This window comes from Streptomyces mexicanus (assembly GCF_902506575.1).
GTDB lineage: Bacteria > Actinomycetota > Actinomycetes > Streptomycetales > Streptomycetaceae > Streptomyces > Streptomyces mexicanus.
The window spans coordinates 6,432,830-6,450,703 of sequence record NZ_LR732544.1 but is presented as its reverse complement, the minus strand read 5'-3'; the positions used below and the strand labels follow the sequence as shown (position 1 = coordinate 6,450,703).

The window sequence follows — 17,874 nt, the reverse complement described above, 5'->3', positions numbered from 1 at the left end:
GGCGCCACCGGAGGCCTTCCGCCCACGGCCTGACGGACCCCCGCGGACGGTCGGGCGAGCAGCCGGGCCGACCCGGAGACCAGCCGGGCGGATCCCGAGTCCAGTCGGGCGGATCCCGAGTCCAGTCGGGCGGGTCCGCCAGGCCGGTCGGGCGACCGTCCGGCGCCAGGCCGTCAGGCCCCGCTCGCGCGGAGCATGTCCTCCCGCTCGACGATCTTCACGCGCTCCCGGCCCTGCGGCTCGCCCAGCGCCTTCTCGGCCGCGTCCAGCCGGTACCAGCCCTCCCAGGTGGTGAAGCGGACGTTCCGCTCGGCCAGGAAGGCGTCGACGGCCTCCGGGGCGGGCGAGGCGGGGGTGTGCAGCCGGCCGTGGGCGAAGTCGTCCAGGAGGCTGGCGACCGTCTCGTTGGCGTCGCCCTTGGTGTGGCCGATCAGGCCCACCGGGCCGCGCCGGATCCACCCGGTCACGTACGCCGACTGCACGTGCTCGCCGCTCTCGGCGATGATCCGGCCGGCCTCGTCGGGAACCGTGCCCGACGCCGCGTCCCACGGCAGCTTCGGCAGCGGGTCGGAGAGGTAGCCGACGGCGCGGTAGACGGCGGTGACGTCCCAGTCCTTGAACGTCCCCGTGCCCTTGACGTTGCCGGTGCCGTCGAGCGCGGTGCGCTCGGTGCGCAGGCCCACCACCCGGCCGTCCTCGCCGAGGATCTCGGCGGGGGACTCGAAGAAGTGCAGGAACAGCTTGTGCGGGCGGTCGCCGATGTCGCGGATCGCCCAGTTCTCCAGCGTCTTGGCGACCATGTCGGCCTGCTTGTTGCCGCGCCGGGTGGCGATGGAGCCCTCGTCGTAGTCGATGTCCTCGGGGTCGACGATGACCTCGATGTTCGGCGAGTGGTCCAGCTCGCGCAGTTCCATCGGGCTGAACTTGGCCTGCGCCGGGCCACGTCGGCCGAAGACGTGGATCTCCCGTGCGCGGTTGGCCTTCAGGCCGTCGTAGACGTTCGGCGGGATCTCCGTCGGCAGCAGCTCGTCCGCGGTCTTGGCCAGGATCCGCGCCACGTCGAGCGCGACGTTGCCGACACCGAGCACGGCGACCTTCTCGGCGGTCAGCGGCCAGGTGCGCGGGACGTCCGGGTGGCCGTCGTACCAGGAGACGAAGTCGGCCGCGCCGTAGGAGCCGTCCAGGTCGATGCCGGGTATGGGCAGCGCCCGGTCGGCCATGGCGCCGGTGGAGAAGATCACGGCGTCGTAGAAGGCGCGCAGGTCGTCCAGGGTGATGTCGCTCGGGTAGTCGACGTTGCCGAAGAGCCGGATCTGCGGCTTGTCGAGCACCTGGTGGAGCGCGGTGACGATGCCCTTGATCCGCGGGTGGTCGGGGGCGACGCCGTAGCGGATCAGACCGAACGGGGCCGGCATCCGCTCGAAGAGGTCGATGGAGACGCCGGGCTCGGCGGCCGCATCGGACTTGAGCAGGGCGTCGGCGGCGTAGATGCCGGCGGGGCCGGCTCCGACGATGGCTACCCGCAGGGGGCGGGGCATGATCAGGTTCCCTTCGAGCGGTGACAGTCGACTCGTCGGCAACCCTAAACTGAGGCAAACCTAAGTAGGTACGCGGGTCCTTTCTATGGGCTCATAAGCGCGATTTATGTGGGGTGCGGATGTCGGGGCAGGGGAGGACGGGACGCGGATCGTCGGGCATGGTGGACCTGTGATCGTGTTGGCCGCGGTGTTCGCCGTCCTGGGAGCCGCCAGCAACGCCGTGGGCACGGCCTTCCAGCGCAAGGCCGCGTCCGCCGTGCCGAGCGGCGGCGGACTGCGGCTGCTGATGGCGCTGGCCCGGCATCCGGTCTGGCTGGCGGGCATCTGCGGGGTGCTCGCCTCGGCCATGTTCCAGGCGCTCGCCCTGGTGAACGGGCCGATGACGCTGGTGCAGCCGCTGTTCATCATGGAACTGCCGTTCGCCCTGCTGGTCGCCGCGCCGCTGATGCGCCGACGGCTGCCGTCCGCCGGCTGGTGGGCGGTGGCGGCCGTGGTCGCCGGCCTGACCCTCGTCCTGGTGTCCTTCGCGCCCTCCGGGTCCAAGGACCAGGCGGCCATGGTGCGGTGGATCCCCGCGCTCGTGGCGTGCCTGGGGGCGATGGCCGGGGCGGTCGCGCTGGCCCGCCCGGAGCGTTCCCCGCTGCTGCGGGCCGCCGTGCTGGCCGCGGCGGCCGCCACCGGCAACGCGCTGACCGCCGCCATGCTCAGGTCCGCGAGCCACACCCTCGACGTCCAGGGCTTCGCGGCCTTCCTCACCACCTGGCAGACCTACGGGTTCGCCGTCGTCGGCGTCAGCTCGCTGCTGCTGCTGGAGAACGCCCTGCAGGCCGGTTCGCTGGCGGCCTCCCAGCCGGCGCTGACCATCGGGGACGCGACGGTGAGCCTGCTGCTGGGCATCCTGCTGTTCGGGGAGGAGGTCCGCACCGGGGTGTGGCTCCTGCCGGAACTGGTGGGCGCCGGGTTCATCGTGTGGGGCGTCCTGCGTCTCATCCACGTCGTCCCCCACGCCCAGCAGACCCTGACGGGATCGACGACCGACCGCCCGGCGGACGCCGCCGACCGTCCCGCGGACGCCACCGACCGCCCGGCGGACGCCACCGACTGACCACGCCACCGACCGCCCACGCCGGCCTGCCCGATCGCCCGACCGCCCCCTCGGCCGCAGGCACCCTGCGGTGCCGTACGCCTCGGACCGTCCGCTGCCGCCTGCCGCCTGCCGCCTGCCGCCTGCCGCCTGCCGCCCGGTCGCGCACGACGGCGTGCCGCGCGGCGGGCCGTTCGGCCTAACCGCGGCCGTGATGGACGCAGAACGGTGGAAGGGTGATCGCATCGGCGTGGGTGTGGGCAAGCCGGGCACCCGGTCGTTCCCGCCGCGCCGGACGGCGACCGAGTCGAAGGAGTCCACGGGCATGACGGACGTATCCAGCAAGGGCCCCGCACCGGGCGACGACCGGAAGGTGCTCACCAACCGGCAGGGCCACCCCGTCCACGACAACCAGAACCAGCGCACCGTCGGCGCCCGCGGCCCGGCGACGCTGGAGAACTACCAGTTCCTGGAGAAGATCAGCCACTTCGACCGCGAGCGCATCCCCGAGCGGGTCGTGCACGCCCGGGGCGTGACGGCGTACGGCTGGTTCGAGGCGTACGGCACCTGGGGCGAGGAGCCGATCTCCCGCTACACCCGGGCCAAGCTGTTCCAGGAGCGCGGCAAGCGCACCGACGTCGCGGTCCGCTTCTCCACCGTGATCGGCGGCCGCGACTCCTCCGAGGCCGCCCGCGACCCGCGCGGCTTCGCGGTGAAGTTCTACACCGAGGACGGCAACTGGGACCTGGTCGGCAACAACCTCGGCGTCTTCTTCATCCGGGACGCCATCAAGTTCCCGGACGTCATCCACGCCCTCAAGCCCGACCCGGTGACCTTCGAGCAGCAGCCCCGGCGGATCTTCGACTTCATGTCGCAGACGCCGGAGTCCATGCACATGCTCGTCAACCTCTTCAGCCCGCGCGGCATCCCCTCCGACTACCGCCACATGCAGGGCTTCGGCGTCAACACCTACAAGTGGGTCAACGCCGAGGGCCACACCGTGCTGGTGAAGTACCACTGGATGCCCAAGCAGGGCGTGCGCAGCATGACCGAGGAGGACGCGGCCAACGTGCAGGCGCACTCCCTCGGCCACGCCACCAAGGACCTGTACGAGGCGGTGGCCCGCGGCGACCACCCCGAGTGGGAACTGCTCGTACAGATGATGGACGACCACGACCACCCGGAGCTGGACTTCGACCCGCTGGACGACACCAAGACCTGGCCCGAGCAGGACTTCCCGCCCAAGCCGGTGGGCCGGATGGTGCTGGACCGGATGCCGGAGAACTTCTTCGCCGAGAACGAGCAGATCTCCTTCGGCACCGGCGTGCTCGTGGACGGCCTGGACTTCTCCGACGACAAGATGCTCGTCGGCCGGACCTTCTCCTACAGCGACACCCAGCGCTACCGGGTCGGCCCCAACTACCTGCAGCTGCCGGTCAACCAGCCGAAGAACGCCCGGGTGCACACCAACCAGCGCGACGGCCAGATGACGTACTACGTCGACGGCGTCGCCCTCGGGCAGGCACTGGCCGCCGAGCGCGGGCTGGCCCTCATACCCCCCTACGACCATCCGCACATCATCGCCGGGCAGGGCACCGCCGCGCTGGAACTCATCGAGGAGACCGGTGACCTGGACGCGCTGATCGTGCCGGTGGGCGGCGGCGGACTGATCGCCGGCAGCGCCACGGCCGGCAAGGGCCTGCTGCCCGGGCTGCGCGTGGTGGGCGTCGAGCCGGAAGCCGGCGACGACACCCGGCGCTCCCTTCGGGCCGGCCGGCGTGTGTCCGTCCCGGTGCCGAAGACCCTCGCGGACGGCCTGGCCGCCGACACCCCCGGGGAGCTGACCTTCTCGATCAATCGCCGCCTGGTGGACGGCGTCTGCGTGGTGAGCGAGGAGGAGATCCGCGAGGCCATGCGGTTCGCCTTCGAGCGGCTGAGGATCGTCGTCGAACCCAGCGGCGCGTGCGGGCTCGCCGCGCTGCTCGCGCGCCGCGTCGAGAGCCTTCCGCGCCGGGTCGGGGTCATCGTCTCCGGCGGCAACATCGACACCCGGCGCTTCACCGCGATCCTGGGTGGCTGAGCGGGGTGGCGACGCCCGTGCACCGGGCGTCGGCACCCGTCAGTTCCACAGGGAGTAGCTCACCTGGTGCCCGTACCCGGACGGCCGTCCGTCGGGGAAGTACAGGCTGATTTGCGTGTAGTGCCGCACCTGCGGGTTCTTCTTCCAGGGCTCCGGCTTCTCCAGCCGTACGACGACCGGGTACGAACGGAACCGGCCGGCCGCGCAGTAGGGCCTGCAGTCGTTGACCAGGCTCGTGCCCTTGGCCACCGCGGCCCGGTCGTCCCACTGGGACCAGCGCAGCGAGGACAGGCGGCTGTTGCCGTCACCGCAGGCGAGGATGAACGCGTCGGGCCGGGCCTTGGCCTTCCAGAAGCAGTCGACGAGCACCGGCTGCCCGGGCTGCTGCTGCGCCGGAGGCGCCGCCGTCGGCGCCGGCGCGGCCGATGCCGTGCCGAGCCCCGCGGTGAGCAGTCCGGCGATACCGAGTGTGACCGCGGTCCTCACGGAGTGTGTGCCCATGTCCGCTCCCGTCCGAGGAGGTCTGAACCTGTTACGACGCTACGACCGCGCCGGGCGGTGCACCACTCGGACGGGTGACGCCACCCGGACGGAGCAACACCGGGGTTATCACGGGTGTCACGCGGGTGTCAGTCGGGGGGTTGCCGATGCCCGGGCACGTCGTGCCGCGGGTCGGCGCCGTCGGCGTCCGGCTGGCAGGTGTCGCACAGTCGGTGATCGCCGTCACGGGTGATGACGGTGCCCCAGCCCAGGCAGTGCTCGCAGTCACGAGCACGAGCGAGGTCGGAATGGGGAGGCGGGGTGGGGCTGTGGTGGGCTCCGTACGCCATGCGGGGGCGGCTCCTCGACGTCTCCTGTGGGATGCATCACTATTTTGTCCGATTTTTTGGGATTGTCCAGAGGTTTTTCGCAAGGGCCGCTCCCGGGCGCCCGGCGGGGGCTCAGTGCGCCGGGCGGGGATGTACGCCGTCGACCCCGATGTTCAGGTGGCGCGGGCCGCGCAGCACCGGGCTCTGCCGGTAGGGCGGCGGGTCCTGCAGCAGGCGCGGGCCGTCCAGGCGGCGGGCCAGTTCGGTGAGCGCGATCTGGGCCTCCAGCCGGGCCAGCGGCGCACCGAAGCAGATGTGCACGCCGCTGCCGAAACCGAGGTGTTCGATGTCCTGCCGGTCCGGGTCGAACCGGTCGGGGTCCTTGAACCGCTCCGGGTCGCGGTTGCCGGCGGCGAGCATCAGCCAGATCCGCGAGCCCTTGGGGATCGTCACCCCGCGCACCTCGATGTCCGTGACACAGGTGCGCGAGGGCACCAGCTGCACCGGCGGCTCGTAACGCAGCAGCTCCTCCACGATCCGCACGGACAGCCCGGGATCCTCGCGCAGCCGCCGCAGGTGCTCCGGATGGCGCAGCAGGGTCAGCGTGCCGTTGGTGATCAGGTTGACCGTGGTCTCGTGCCCCGCGATCAGCAGGAGCACCGCCGTGCTGAGCACCTCCATCATCGACATGGACCCGTCCGGACCGTGGCCGGCCACCAGATCGGAGAGCATGTCGTCGCGGGGCTCCCGGGTGCGCTCCTCCACCAGCCCGGCCAGGTACATGCCCAACTGCATCCTGGCCTCCTGCGCCGCCCGCTGGGCCGGTGCTCCGGGATCGTTGCGGGTCTCGGGGTCCAGAGCGGCGACGATCGGGTCGACCCAGGTGCGAAAGCGCGGCTCGGCCTCGCGCGGCACCCCGAGCAGCCGGCAGATCACGGTCACCGGGAAGGGGTAGGCGAACTGGTCGACGACGTCCCCCTCGCCGCCGCCGGCGAGGCCGTCCGCGAGGTCGTCGATCAGCTCGCCGACGATCGCGCCCAGTTCGCCGCGCAGGCCGTCGATCCGGTGCGGCCGGTGCGGCGGCCCGAAGGAGCTGTTGGCGATGCGCCGCAGCCGGTCGTGCTCGGGCGGGTCGAGCCGGATGAAGCTCGGCGGCAGACCCGTGCCCTCCGCCCCCGACAGCTCGTCCTCGCCGGGGACGGCGAGGTTGCGGGCGTCGGAGCTGATCCGCGGGTCGTGGAGCAGGGCGACGATGTCGTAGTAGGAGCTGACGGCGTACGGGCCGCCCTCCTCCTCGTGCAGCACCGGCGTGCGGCGCAACTCCTCGTACAGCGGATACGGGTCGGCGCGGCTGGAGAAGTCGGTGATCCGGCGCAGGAGCGAGGCGTCCGTCATGAGGGGTTCCTGGGGTCGGTGGGCCTGTGCGGTGCCGAGGGGGCCGGTGAGGGGCGGGACGGGGTGAAGACCAGCCGCCGGTCGGCGGGGGAGTAGCCGCTGAGGGTCACGGTCGGGCCGTGCGTGGGCAGGGACGGGTCGGGGAAGTCGGCCGGGACGGGCCTGCGCCCCTCGGGGCGGCGGTCCACCGTCGGGAACTCCACCGGGAAGGGCGAGCCGCTCTCGATCAGCCGCTGGTAGAACTCCAGCCACCGGGTGTTGTCGAAGCTCACCGCGGCGATCACCCGCCCCTGGTGGCCGTACACCCCGACGAACCGGCGCTCGGCGAGCGACCCCTGCGTGATCATGATCTCGGTGCCCATGGACGGCACACCGATCGACTTGATGTTCACCCCGAACTGCGACGACCAGAACGCGGGCACCCACATGTGCGGACGCCGGTCGGAGCTGGCGCTGATCATGTTGTGCGCGGCCACCTCTGCCTGCGCGACGGCGTTGCCCCAGTGCTCCAGGGACAGGAACTGGTAGCCGAACAGCGGGTGCGGCGAGCGGGCGACGTCGCCGGCCACGAACACGTCGTCGGTGACGATGCCCCGGAAGTCGAAGGCCCGGCAGCCCGCGTCGCAGGCGACACCGCGCGGTCCCGCGCCCAGCCCGGAACCGGCCAGCCAGTCGGTGTTGCGGACCGCGCCGAGCGCGACGACCACGACGTCCGTCTCGACGACACTGCCGTCGGACAGGTGCGCCGCCCGCACCCGGCCGACGGAGTCGCCCTCCAGACCGGTCACCGTCACACCCGTGCGCAGGTCCACGCCGTTGTCCCGGTGCAGGTCCGCGGCGACCGCGCCGACGACCCCGCCGAGGGCGCCCACCAGCGGGGCGTCCGCGCGCTCGGCCACGGTGACCGCGATGCCCTGCTGTCTGCAGGCGGAGGCGATCTCCGACCCGGTGAACCCGGCGCCGATGACGAACACCCGGCGCGGGGCCGCCTTCAGCCGCCGGTGCAGCCGTACGGCGTCGTCCCGGGTGCGCAGCACGAACACCCCGTCCAGCTGGGCCTCTTCCTCCTTCGGCCAGGGCCGGGCGCGCACCCCGGTCGCGATCAGCAGCCGGTCGTAGGGCACCTCCTCGCCGTCGGCCAGCCGTACCCGCTTGCCCGCCAGGTCCAGCCCGGTCGCGGCCACGCCCAGCCGCCAGGTCGCGTCGATCGCGCGGCGCCGCGGCAGGTCGGTGCGGTCCGGCGCCGCCTGTCCCAGCAGCACCGCCTTGGACAGCGGCGGCCGGTCGTACGGCGGGTACGGCTCGTCGCCGATCATGGTCAGGGAGCCGGCGAAGCCCCGGGCGCGCAGTGTCTCCGCGGCCCGCAGCCCGGCCAGCGAGGCACCGACGACGACGATGCGGCCCTCGCGTCTGAGCCACTCGTGGAACTCCTCGGCCGGCATCTCAGGCCCCCCGTCCGGGCTGCGCGGGCCGCTCGGGGGTGTCGTCGAGGTCGTCGAGGCCGTCGGCGGTGATCGCCTGCACCGGGCAGGCGGCGACGGCGCGGGCGACCTTCTCCCGGTGCTCGTCGTCCGCCCAGGGGGCGTAGACGAGCGATTCCTCCCCGTGCATGGTGAACACCTCGGGCGCGAGGAACGCGCACTGGGCGTAGCCCTGGCACCTGTTGAGATCGACGACAAGTCTCATCGGCGTCCCGCCCTTCCGGCGGCCTGGTCCCGGGGCGCCCGCCGTGGGTGGGCACCTGGGACGGCGGTCCTCTCCCCCGTCAGGATCGAGGGCGCGGCCGTCCGCCCGCCCGCGGGGGCGGCCCGAAGGGGTGACGGGCCGGGCCGCCCGAAGGCCGGGGGGCCGGGGGCGCCGGCCGCGCGCCGGTCATCTGCGGTAGCCGAGGATGGTCATCATGCCGGACTCCGAGTGGTACTGGTTGTGGCAGTGCAGCATCCACAGGCCGGGGTTGTCGGCGTAGAAGTCGAACACCAGCTTGCGGTGGGGCAGCACGATCGCGGTGTCCTTGCGCGCGCCGGCGGCGTCGAGGCCGGTCATGGCGAAGGTATGGCCGTGCAGGTGGATCGGGTGCCACATGTTGGTGGCGTTGATGACGGTGAGCCGGACGCGTTCGTCCTGCCGGACGGCGTGGCGCTGCTCGACCGAGTACGGCTTGTGGTCGAAAGTCCAGTTGAAGTCCCTCATGTTGCCGGTGAGCCTGACCCGGATCTGCCGGTCCGGCTTGCGGTCGGAGTACGCCACCGACTCGTGCGGCACCAGCCGCCGGGCCGGCACGATGCGCCCGTCCAGCTCGTTCGGGTGCACCGAGGGATCGGGCAGGTCCCCGCTATCGGCGGTGCGCAGGACCGCCAGGGCCCGGGCCTTCTTGCCCTCGGCCAGCGCCACCAGCGGGAACACCCCGTCCTTGGCGGTGACCAGGACGTCGTAGCGTTCGGCCATGCCCAGCAGCAGGGCGTCGGTGCTCTTGTGCTCGACCGGATAGCCGTCCGTGTGCGTGATCGTCATCTCGTGGCCGCCCAGCGCCACCCGGAAGGCGGTGTCGGCACCGGCGTTGATGATGCGCAGTCGGATGCGGTCACCGGGCTTGGCCCGGAACACCCTGGGAGCGTGCGGGAGACGGCCGTTGATGAGGTAGTAGGGGAAGTCCACATTGCCGCCCATGCTGTTCAGCAGGCTGCTGTGGGAGCCGTGCATCCCCCGTGAGGGGCCGGAGGAACCGGCCCGCGCGGACCCGCCTGCCGGGGCGTGGTGCCCGGCCGAGCCGCCGTGCCCGGACGTGCCGCCCATGTCCATCGGCGGGCGCTTGCCGTGGTGCAGCTGGGTCAGCACGGCGTCCGGCGTGGAGCCGTCCACGCCGTCCACCCAGTCGTCCAGGACGACGACCCACTCCTTGTCGTACTCCAGCGGCTCCTTGGGGTCCTCCACGATCAGCGGCGCGTACAGGCCGCGGTCGAGCTGCATGCCGGAGTGCGAGTGCAGCCAGTACGTGCCCGGGTGCGACACGGCGAAGCGGTAGCTGAACTCCGCGCCGGGTCTGATGCCCTGCTGGGTGAGATCCGGCACACCGTCCATGTCGCAGCGCAGGCGCACACCGTGCGAGTGCAGCGTGGTGTCCACGGGCAGGTGGTTGGCGAGCGTGAGGTCCAGGACGTCCCCCGCGGTGATCCGCACCTCCTTGCCGGGCAGGTCGTCTCCGTACGCCCAGGTCCTCAGGGTGCGCCCGCCGAGGTCCACCCGGGTCTCGGCGGCGGTGAACCTGAACCTGCGCACCGGCCCGCCCCCGCGCTCCTTCTCGACGGCCAGGACCTCCGGGTCGGACGGGTTCACATACCCCTTGGGTCCCCTGGGGACGAAGCGGCGGGTGCCGGTGTCCGGCGCGGGATGCGCCTGACGCCCACCGGACCCGGTGCGCGGACCCGGCCCGGTGGGGCCAGGGTCTGAACAGGCGCCCAGGAGTCCCGAGCCGGCAGCCATGATCGAGGCACTGAGCAAGGTACGCCGCGTAGGTGTGTGCATGAAGGAATAACACACGTTTTAGTCCGATATGTGGGAGAACCGGGGCGGCGCGTCCGGGGATGCGGGGCCATTTTTCCGGCCGGGACCCGGTCGGGCCGGTGCGGCGGGCCCGCCGGCCCGGCGCGGCCCGGCGCGGAAGGCGGCGGGACGGTGCGGGCGGCGCGGGACGGCCGGGTGCCGGGAGAAGGCGGAAGCCGGGTCGGCGCGCGTCAGCGGCGGCGGGACCGGCGTACCGGACCCGCCGCCGCTGACACGTGCTCGGTCAGTCCCGACGGGCGGCGGCCCGCCGGGCGTTGTTGTACAGGCGCAGCAGGTGCTTGGCCACGGCGCACGGCGCGGAGTCGGCGGCGCACTGACGGCAGGACCGCATGTGCTGCTGGTAGTCGGACTGCGCTTGCTGCAGAGCATCGCCCTGGGACGGCATCAGGATCCTCGCACGGGGGTGTCGGACGGGACACGGAGCCTCCGCTTCCAGTGCGGAGAGCACCCGGCGCAAAAGTTGATCATGTTACTGCCGGTAGTGGAAAGCGGCATCCGGCCACGCTGCGCCACCGTCCGGCGGGGTGAGGCCCGATGCGTACCTCCCGTCCCGGAGGGGCGCGCGCCAGGCTTACGCCCCCTGGCGCGCGGAGTACGCCCACCAGCGGCCCTCGTGCCGGTTCACCGCGATGGGGCGGCCGAAGCAGGCCGTCAGCCACGGGCCGGTCAGCACCTCCTCGACGGGCCCGTGCGACAGGATGCGGCCCTCGCGCAGCAGCAGGGCGTGGCTGACCGCGGGGGACAGCTCCTCCAGATGGTGGGTGACCGTCACGGTGGACAGCCGCGGGCGGCCCTCGGCCAGCCGGTGCATCGCCTCCACCAGGTCCTCGCGGGAGGGCAGGTCGAGGGCGTTGAACGGCTCGTCGAGCAGCAGCAGCGCGGGGTCGGCCATCAGGGCCCGGGCGATGAGGATGCGGGCCCGCTGCCCGCCGGAGCAGACCCCGTAGGGCCGGTCCGCCAGCTCCTTGATCTCCAGCTCGGCCAGCAGCTCGTGGGCCCGCTGCCGCACCGCGTCGTCGTACATCCGCCACAGCGGCTGCACCGTGCCGGTGTGGCCGGTCAGCACCACGGTGTGCGCGTCGAGGTCCTGCGGCACGCGCTGCGCGGACGTCACGTGCCCGATGCGGGCCCGCAGCTCGCGCACGTCGACGCGGCCCAGCCGGGCGCCCAGCACTTCGACGCTGCCGGTGGTGGGGTGCATGAGGGCGCCGAGCAGCCGCAGCAGCGTGGTCTTGCCGGCGCCGTTGGCGCCCAGCAGCGCCCAGTGCTCCCCGGGGCGGACGGTCCAGTCGATGTCGTCGAGGATGACCTGGTCGGTCGTGTAGCGGCGGACGCTCACCTCCCGGAGCGCGACGACGGCACCGTGCTCCGCCGGCTCCTGCTGCGCCGTCTCCTCGGTCATCTCCGGTCTCCCCTCGACACCTGTTACTTCGCCCCGTCGGCACCCCCGACGGTAGATGCATACGGCATGTTGTCGCCGGAGTGTCCGATGGGTGGACGGCGCGCGTCGCCCGGTGCGCCCGGCTCGCGAGGCCCGGTGTGTCGCCCGTCACGACGACCTGGCCCGCCTCACCGGCCCGTTCAGGCCCTGAGGTCCTGTGCGTCGCCCATCACCACGACCGGGTGCTGCCGCGGGTCGAGGGTGCGCAGCAGGTAACGCATCCGCGCCTGGGACATGCTGACGCACGCCGAGGTGCCGCTGCCGTGGTCCATGTGCAGCCAGATGCTGCCGCCCTTGCTCTGTCCCTGCGGCCGGGTGGGGTCGTTGGGCGGGGTGCCCTTGACCCGGTTGTAGTCGATGGCGATGACGTAGTCGAAGTCGTGCCAGGAGGCCTTGTTCCAGTAGTGCGGGGCCTGGAAGGAGGCGGACTGCGTGTACGGCAGCTTGGCACCGGGGTCGGCCAGCACACCGCCGGCGTCGCTGAGCGTGAACACGCCCACGGGGCTGCGCTGGTCGCCCTCGTGGTGGTTCAGGGTCCATCCCCGCCTGCCGTTGTGCGCCGGCCAGGACCGGGTGCCCTCCCAGGTGGAGCCGTGCTTGGTGAACAGCCGCACGGTCGAGTTCGGCGAGTTCGGCCCGGCGCCGTAGACGGCGACGACCTGACGGGTGCCGGCCGGGATGCGCTGCCAGAGCCGGTCACCGATGCCGGGGACGCGGGTGGGCGCGGCGGACGGCCGTGCGTCGTCCGTGTGTTGACCGCCCGTCGTCGCGGCCCGGTGCTGACCGGATCCGCCGCCGCAGGCCGTCAGCGACATCGCGACCGCACCGCACACGGCCATCGCGGCCGCCGTCCGTATTCCTCCGCCCTTGCGCATGCGCCCCATCATGGCACCGCGTTCCGGGCGTTCGGCCGCCGCCCCCCGGTGGCCTGCGTCACCCGAATGGCCCTCCCTGGCGGCGTGGCCGCCGCCGAACGGGTGTCTCCTGAAGTGAGAGAGGCGTCCATCAAGGGAGCCGATCATGTATGAGATGTGTGCAGGAGTCGACGAATCCGGCGGGGCACCGGTGTGGCACGTCATGGCCAAGAGCGCGGCCAGGACGCTGTGCGGCCGGCGGCTCGGCAGACGCGTCGACGGGTCGAGCGCACAGCGGGCTGGTCACTGTTCCACCTGCATGACCCTGTTCGGGAAGCTGATGACCGCACCGCCGGCCGTCGGTTCTCCGGCGGGTACGGACCGCTAGCGGTCCGCGCATGAAGACCTGCCCGTCGCGGCGTGTCCGCGGCGGGCAGGTCTTCGTCACCGTCCGGGCGCGGCGGTGCGGTGGTGACGGCGCGTCAGCCGTCGGCGCGGCCGCGCAGACCGGCGGCCGCGGGCAGCGCACCGATCAGGCACAGCACACCCGTGGTCAGCGCGGCGGTGTGCAGGCCGCTGAGGAACGCGTGGTGGCTGCCGTCCACCACGGCCTCCTTGAGCCGGGCGGGCATCGCGTCCGACACCGGGGCGATGCCCATGGACACCGCGTCCTCGGCGCCCTGAAGGCGTCGCGCGGTCTGCTCCGGTACACCGGCCGAGACGAGGGCCGCAGCGAGGCCGGCCCCGACACGACTGCTGATCAGCGACACCAGGACGGAGGTGCCGAGCGCGCCGCCGATCTGCAGGGAGGTGGCCTGCAGTCCGCCCGCGACCCCGGCGTCCGCCACCGGGGCGTTGCCGACGATGGTGTCCGACGACGCCGACATCACCATGCCCACGCCCAGCCCCAGCGCGATGAACGGCGGCCACAGCGTGTGGTAGCCCGACTCCGCGCTCCAGGTGAGCATCAGCAGCATCGCGGCGGCCTGCAGCACCATGCCCAGCGGCATCGTCAGCCGCGCCGAGAACCGGTCGGTCAGCGCGGCGCCCAGCGGCGAGGCGACCACCGAGGCCAGGCTCAGCGGCAGCGTCCGCACGCCCGCCTCGACCGGACTGAACCCGCGGACGTTCTGCAGGTAGAGCATCACGAAGAAGATCGAGCCGAGCATCACGAAGAAGTTCAGCGCGGTGATCACGGTGCCGACGGTCAGCGCCCGGTTGCGGAACAGCCGCATCGGCAGCAGCGGGCTCGACACCCGGGTCTCGTACCGGCCGAACAGCAGCAGGACGACGATCCCGGCCGCGACCGCGCCGAGCGTGCCGGCCGAGGTCCAGCCCCACGTCTCGCCCTTGACGACGCCGAAGACGACCAGCAGCGCACCGGCGGCGAGCAGCAGCACACCGGGGATGTCGAACTGCTCCCCGCGGGCGGCGTCGGTGCGGCTCTGCGGCAGCACCAGGGCGCTGACGACCAGGGCGAGCGCGCCGATGGGGGCGTTGATGTAGAACACGGACTGCCAGCTGACGTGCTCGACGAGCAGCCCGCCGACGATCGGGCCGAGCGCGGTGGACACGGAGGAGACCATCGCCCAGATCCCCACCGCCATGCCGAACTTCCGCGGCGGGAAGACGGCCCGCAGCAGACCGAGGGTGTTGGGCATCAGCAGGGCGCCGAAGAAGCCCTGCACGGCACGGAAGGCGACGACGGGCCCGATGGCACCGGACAGGCCGATGGCCACCGAGGCCAGGGTGAAGCCGGCCACCCCGGTCAGGTAGACGGTGCGGCGGCCGAAGCGGTCGCCGAGCTTGCCGCCGAGGATGAGGGCCGCGGCGAGCGCGAGCAGGTACGCGTTCGTCACCCATTGCAGGTCGGCCGTCGTGGCGTGGAGATCCTTGCCGATCTCGGGATTGGCGATGGAGACGACCGAGCCGTCGAGTCCGACCATGAACAGGCCGAAGGCCACGGCGATCAGGGTCAGCCAGGGACGGGCGCGGCGGCCCGCCTCCTGCTGGGGCGGAGCGGCCGACAGGGTCGCGCTGGGCGAGGACATGATGACAACTGCCTTGTGTGCTGGGGAGGAGAGAGGAGGAAGGGCCCGAAGGCGCAGAGGGTGCGGCGAGGGCGGCAGCGCCGGGGGCGCGGTCCGGTTGCGGCCCGGCGGACGGCGCGGGAGCGCGAGGCGAGGCCCCAGGGGTGCCGACGGCCCCGTCGAGCGGTGGGCGGGGCGGTGGGGTGTGGCGCGCAGTCGCTTCAGGGGCGCGAAGTCGGCTCAGTCCCGGCCCGGCACGGGCCGCAGATGCTCGCTCAGGGAGCGCAGCGCACCCAGCGCCGAGCCGAGCGCGGCCAGCTCACCCTCGCCGAGGTGGCGCAGGGCGGCGGCCAGATGGCGCCCGGCCAGGACGTCGGCCTCGGCGATGCGCTCCCGGGCCAGGCGGGTGGGGTGAAGCCGGGCGACACGCTTGTCCGCCGGGTCGGAGCGGCGCTCCAGCAGCCCGAGGCCGGTCAACTGGGAGACCAGCGCGCTGACGTTGTTCGGCTTCATCAGCAGGACCTCGGCGGCCTCCCGCACCGTCACGCCCTCCCGCTCGGCCACGAGCCGCAACAGGGCGAGCTGGCCGTCGGGGAGCTTGTCGTGCGGGAAGTCCACGCGGATGCGGTGGTCCAGCGCCCGGTGCAGCGTCGAGATCGCCACGGCCAGTTCGGCGGCGGCGCTCTCGGCGGTCGTACGGGGTGCGGGCACGCCGCGAGGCTACCTATGGCGACATAGGTATGTCAACATAGGTGATTCGTCCCCGAGGCCGTAGGTGATCGTTGATCCGGGGCCGTAGGCGAGGGTCGCTCCGGGGCCGTGGATGCTCGTCGGTCCGGGTGCGGGTGGCCCGGGGCCGCAGGGCGGTGGGTGTGCCATCGGTGTCCGCTGAGCCCCCTGGGGCGACGCCGGGTCAACGGTTCGACCATCTTTTGGCAACGTGGGCCCATTTCGCATTCCCGTGGCGGCCGATGGGTAACACTGTGCGGCGGAGGGGGGAAGGCGTGCGGCGGCGTTGTGCCGTCGTGCCCGTCCCGAAGTGTGGCGCCGCCTTGGGGAAGACGGTGAGGGGACGAGTCGGGGGGATGCATGACGCAGTCGCTTCCGGGGCAGCGCCCTGCCCGCGAGACGGGGGCCACCGGGCGGCCGGACCTGCCGGTCGTCGTGGTCGGGGCCGGCCCGTACGGGCTGTCGGTCGCCGCGCACCTGCGGGCCGCGGGTGTGCCGGTGCGGGTCTTCGGCGAGGTCATGGGCAGCTGGCGGCACGCCATGGCGACCGGCATGTTCCTGAAGTCGACGCCCAACGCCGTCGACCTGTCGGTGCCGGAGCCCGGCGGCCGGCTCGCGGACTTCCTCCGGGTGCACGGCGAGCCGGCGCTGACCGTGCTGACCCCGATCCCGTGCGAGGTGTTCGTCCGCTACGGCCAGTGGTTCCAGAAGCGGTACGTCGGCGAGGTGGAACCGGCGCGGGTGGTGGGCGTCGAGCGGGCCGCAGGGGGCGGGTTCACCGTCCGCCTGGACGACGGGCAGGAGCTCGCCGCCCGGTCCGTGGTCGTGGCCACCGGTCTGAACGGGCTGGCCCACATACCCCAGGAGCTGCGGCGCCTCGCGCCCGAGGGGCCGGGCGTGCGGGCCCTGGTGTCGCACACCAGTCACCACACCGACCTGTCCCGGTACGCGGGCCGGCGGGTCGCCGTGATCGGCGGCGGCCAGTCCGCGCTGGAGAGCGCGGCCTTGCTCCACGAATCCGGCGCCCTGGCCGAGGTGCTGGTGCGGGAGCGGAGCCTGCTGTGGGGGGCGATCCCGGACGAGCGCCGGCCGTGGCCGCTGCGGATCGCCCGTCCCGGCTCCCCGCTGGGCAACGGCTGGATCCTCGCCGGTGTGTGCGGCGCGCCCGGCGGTGTGCGGCGGCTGCCCCCGGCGGCCCGGCTGCTGCTGTTCCGGCGGGCACTGCGGCCCTCGGGCGGCTGGTGGCTGCGGGACCGGGTCGAGGGCGTCGTGCCGGTGCGCACCTCGTGCCGGGTGGTGCGGGCCGAGGCGGAGGAGTCCACGGTGCGGCTGGAGGTGGCCGGGCCGGGGCGTACCACGCAGACGCTGGCCGTGGACCACGTGCTGGCCGCCACGGGCTACCGCCTCGACCTGGACGCCGTGCCCTTCCTGGCGCCCGAGGTGCGCCGGGCGCTGCGGGTCGTCCCCGGCTCCCGGGCGCCCCGGCTGTCCGCCGGGTTCGAGTCGTCCGTGCCCGGCCTGTACTTCGTCGGATCACTGTCCGCGCCGATGTTCGGTCCGATGATGCGGTTCGTCGCCGGCACCGAGTTCGCCGCCGGCCGGGTGGCGCGCGAGCTGGTCCGACGCGCGACGGCGCGCTGAGGGGAGAGTCGGGCGGGTCTCGCGGACCGTGGTCCCCGGAGGGGCCTCGGCGGGTCCCGCGGAACGCGGATCCGGGGCGGGGTCTCGGCAGGTCGCGAGGGCCGCCGATCCGGGTTGCCTAATATCTTTAGGAAAGTACATAATCCCTTCAGGAAAACGAAGGGATCGCTGTGCCGCGCGCTGGACTCACCGTCGACCGCCTCGTCCGGGCGGGAGCGGAACTGGCCGACGAGGTCGGCTTCGAGCAGGTGACCGTCTCGGCCCTGGCCAGACGGTTCGACGTCAAGGTGGCGAGCCTGTACTCGCACCTGAGGAACTCCCACGACCTCAAGACCAGGATCGCCCTGCTGGCCCTGGAGGAACTGGCCGACCGCGCCGCCCACGCCCTGGCCGGCCGCGCCGGCCGGGACGCCCTGGCCGCGCTCGCCGGTGTCTACCGCGACTACGCCCGCGAGCACCCCGGCCGCTACGCCGCCGCCCGGCTCCGGCTCGACCCCGAGACGGCCGCCGCGAGCGCCGGCGTGCGGCAGGCGCAGATGATGCGGGCCGTGCTGCGCGGGTACGACCTGGCGGAGCCGGACCAGACGCACGCGGTCCGGCTGCTGGGCAGCGTCATCCACGGCTACGTCAGCCTGGAGCTGGCCGGAGGGTTCGCGCACAGCACCCCCGACGCGCAGGTCTCCTGGGAGTGGATCCTCGACCGCCTGGACAC

The 17,874-nt window shown here is 72.9% G+C and carries 16 protein-coding genes; 4 read left to right on the top strand and 12 right to left on the bottom strand.

The window, feature by feature from the left end; all coding sequences use genetic code 11:
* Positions 1 to 173 precede the first annotated feature (173 nt).
* Positions 174 to 1,538 (bottom strand): FAD-dependent oxidoreductase, encoded by a 1,365-nt coding sequence (locus GV126_RS28840; protein ID WP_159672227.1) that lies wholly within the window; start codon positions 1,536 to 1,538, stop codon positions 174 to 176.
* Positions 1,539 to 1,707: 169 nt separating this feature from the next.
* Here GV126_RS28840 and GV126_RS28835 point away from each other — a divergent pair, with 169 nt between their 5' ends.
* Together GV126_RS28835 and GV126_RS28830 are read left to right on the top strand one after the other, a co-directional pair.
* Positions 1,708 to 2,643: a DMT family transporter gene (locus GV126_RS28835; RefSeq protein WP_201299887.1), complete on the top strand. Its 936-nt coding sequence runs from the start codon at positions 1,708 to 1,710 to the stop codon at positions 2,641 to 2,643.
* 304 nt (positions 2,644 to 2,947) lie between these two features.
* Positions 2,948 to 4,702, top strand: coding sequence for a pyridoxal-phosphate dependent enzyme (locus GV126_RS28830; RefSeq protein ID WP_159672225.1), 1,755 nt, complete (start codon positions 2,948 to 2,950; stop codon positions 4,700 to 4,702).
* A 39-nt stretch (positions 4,703 to 4,741) separates the two neighbouring features.
* Here the strand turns inward: GV126_RS28830 and GV126_RS28825 are convergent, their stop codons facing one another.
* From GV126_RS28825 to GV126_RS28780, 11 genes are all read right to left on the bottom strand, one after another.
* Complete coding sequence (locus GV126_RS28825) at positions 4,742 to 5,203, bottom strand: hypothetical protein (RefSeq protein WP_159672223.1); 462 nt, start codon at positions 5,201 to 5,203, stop codon at positions 4,742 to 4,744.
* A 128-nt stretch (positions 5,204 to 5,331) separates the two neighbouring features.
* Positions 5,332 to 5,532, bottom strand: a complete 201-nt coding sequence (locus GV126_RS28820) for a hypothetical protein (protein WP_159672221.1) — start codon at positions 5,530 to 5,532, stop codon at positions 5,332 to 5,334.
* A 111-nt stretch (positions 5,533 to 5,643) separates the two neighbouring features.
* A complete protein-coding gene (locus tag GV126_RS28815; RefSeq protein WP_159672219.1) occupies positions 5,644 to 6,906 on the bottom strand; it encodes a cytochrome P450 in 1,263 nt (420 codons plus the stop codon).
* Positions 6,903 to 8,348, bottom strand: coding sequence for an NAD(P)/FAD-dependent oxidoreductase (locus GV126_RS28810; RefSeq protein WP_159672217.1), 1,446 nt, complete (start codon positions 8,346 to 8,348; stop codon positions 6,903 to 6,905). The genes GV126_RS28815 and GV126_RS28810 overlap by 4 nt, the downstream gene beginning before the upstream one ends.
* Before the next feature lies 1 nt (position 8,349).
* Entirely contained in the window at positions 8,350 to 8,592 is a 243-nt protein-coding gene (locus GV126_RS28805; RefSeq protein WP_159672216.1) for a ferredoxin, read from the bottom strand.
* Between the two features lie 186 nt (positions 8,593 to 8,778).
* Positions 8,779 to 10,428 carry a multicopper oxidase family protein gene (locus GV126_RS28800; RefSeq protein ID WP_159672214.1) on the bottom strand — a complete coding sequence of 550 codons (1,650 nt, stop codon included), beginning with the start codon at positions 10,426 to 10,428 and terminating at the stop codon, positions 8,779 to 8,781.
* Between the two features lie 262 nt (positions 10,429 to 10,690).
* Entirely contained in the window at positions 10,691 to 10,852 is a 162-nt protein-coding gene (locus GV126_RS35910; RefSeq protein ID WP_185946987.1) for a hypothetical protein, read from the bottom strand.
* Positions 10,853 to 11,038: 186 nt separating this feature from the next.
* Positions 11,039 to 11,869: an ABC transporter ATP-binding protein gene (locus tag GV126_RS28795; RefSeq protein WP_159672212.1), complete on the bottom strand. Its 831-nt coding sequence runs from the start codon at positions 11,867 to 11,869 to the stop codon at positions 11,039 to 11,041.
* A 179-nt stretch (positions 11,870 to 12,048) separates the two neighbouring features.
* On the bottom strand, positions 12,049 to 12,783 hold the full coding sequence (locus GV126_RS28790) for a L,D-transpeptidase family protein (protein WP_236570148.1): 735 nt from the start codon (positions 12,781 to 12,783) through the stop codon (positions 12,049 to 12,051).
* Between the two features lie 461 nt (positions 12,784 to 13,244).
* Positions 13,245 to 14,813, bottom strand: coding sequence for an MFS transporter (locus GV126_RS28785; RefSeq protein ID WP_159672210.1), 1,569 nt, complete (start codon positions 14,811 to 14,813; stop codon positions 13,245 to 13,247).
* 219 nt (positions 14,814 to 15,032) lie between these two features.
* Positions 15,033 to 15,503, bottom strand: coding sequence for a MarR family winged helix-turn-helix transcriptional regulator (locus GV126_RS28780; RefSeq protein WP_159672208.1), 471 nt, complete (start codon positions 15,501 to 15,503; stop codon positions 15,033 to 15,035).
* A gap of 378 nt (positions 15,504 to 15,881) precedes the next feature.
* Between GV126_RS28780 and GV126_RS28775 the strand changes: the two genes are divergently transcribed.
* Complete coding sequence (locus tag GV126_RS28775; RefSeq protein ID WP_159672206.1) at positions 15,882 to 17,162, top strand: FAD-dependent oxidoreductase; 1,281 nt, start codon at positions 15,882 to 15,884, stop codon at positions 17,160 to 17,162.
* A gap of 170 nt (positions 17,163 to 17,332) precedes the next feature.
* Positions 17,333 to 17,874 (top strand): TetR/AcrR family transcriptional regulator (locus GV126_RS28770; RefSeq protein WP_159672204.1); only part of this gene is annotated, 542 nt, incomplete at its 3' end.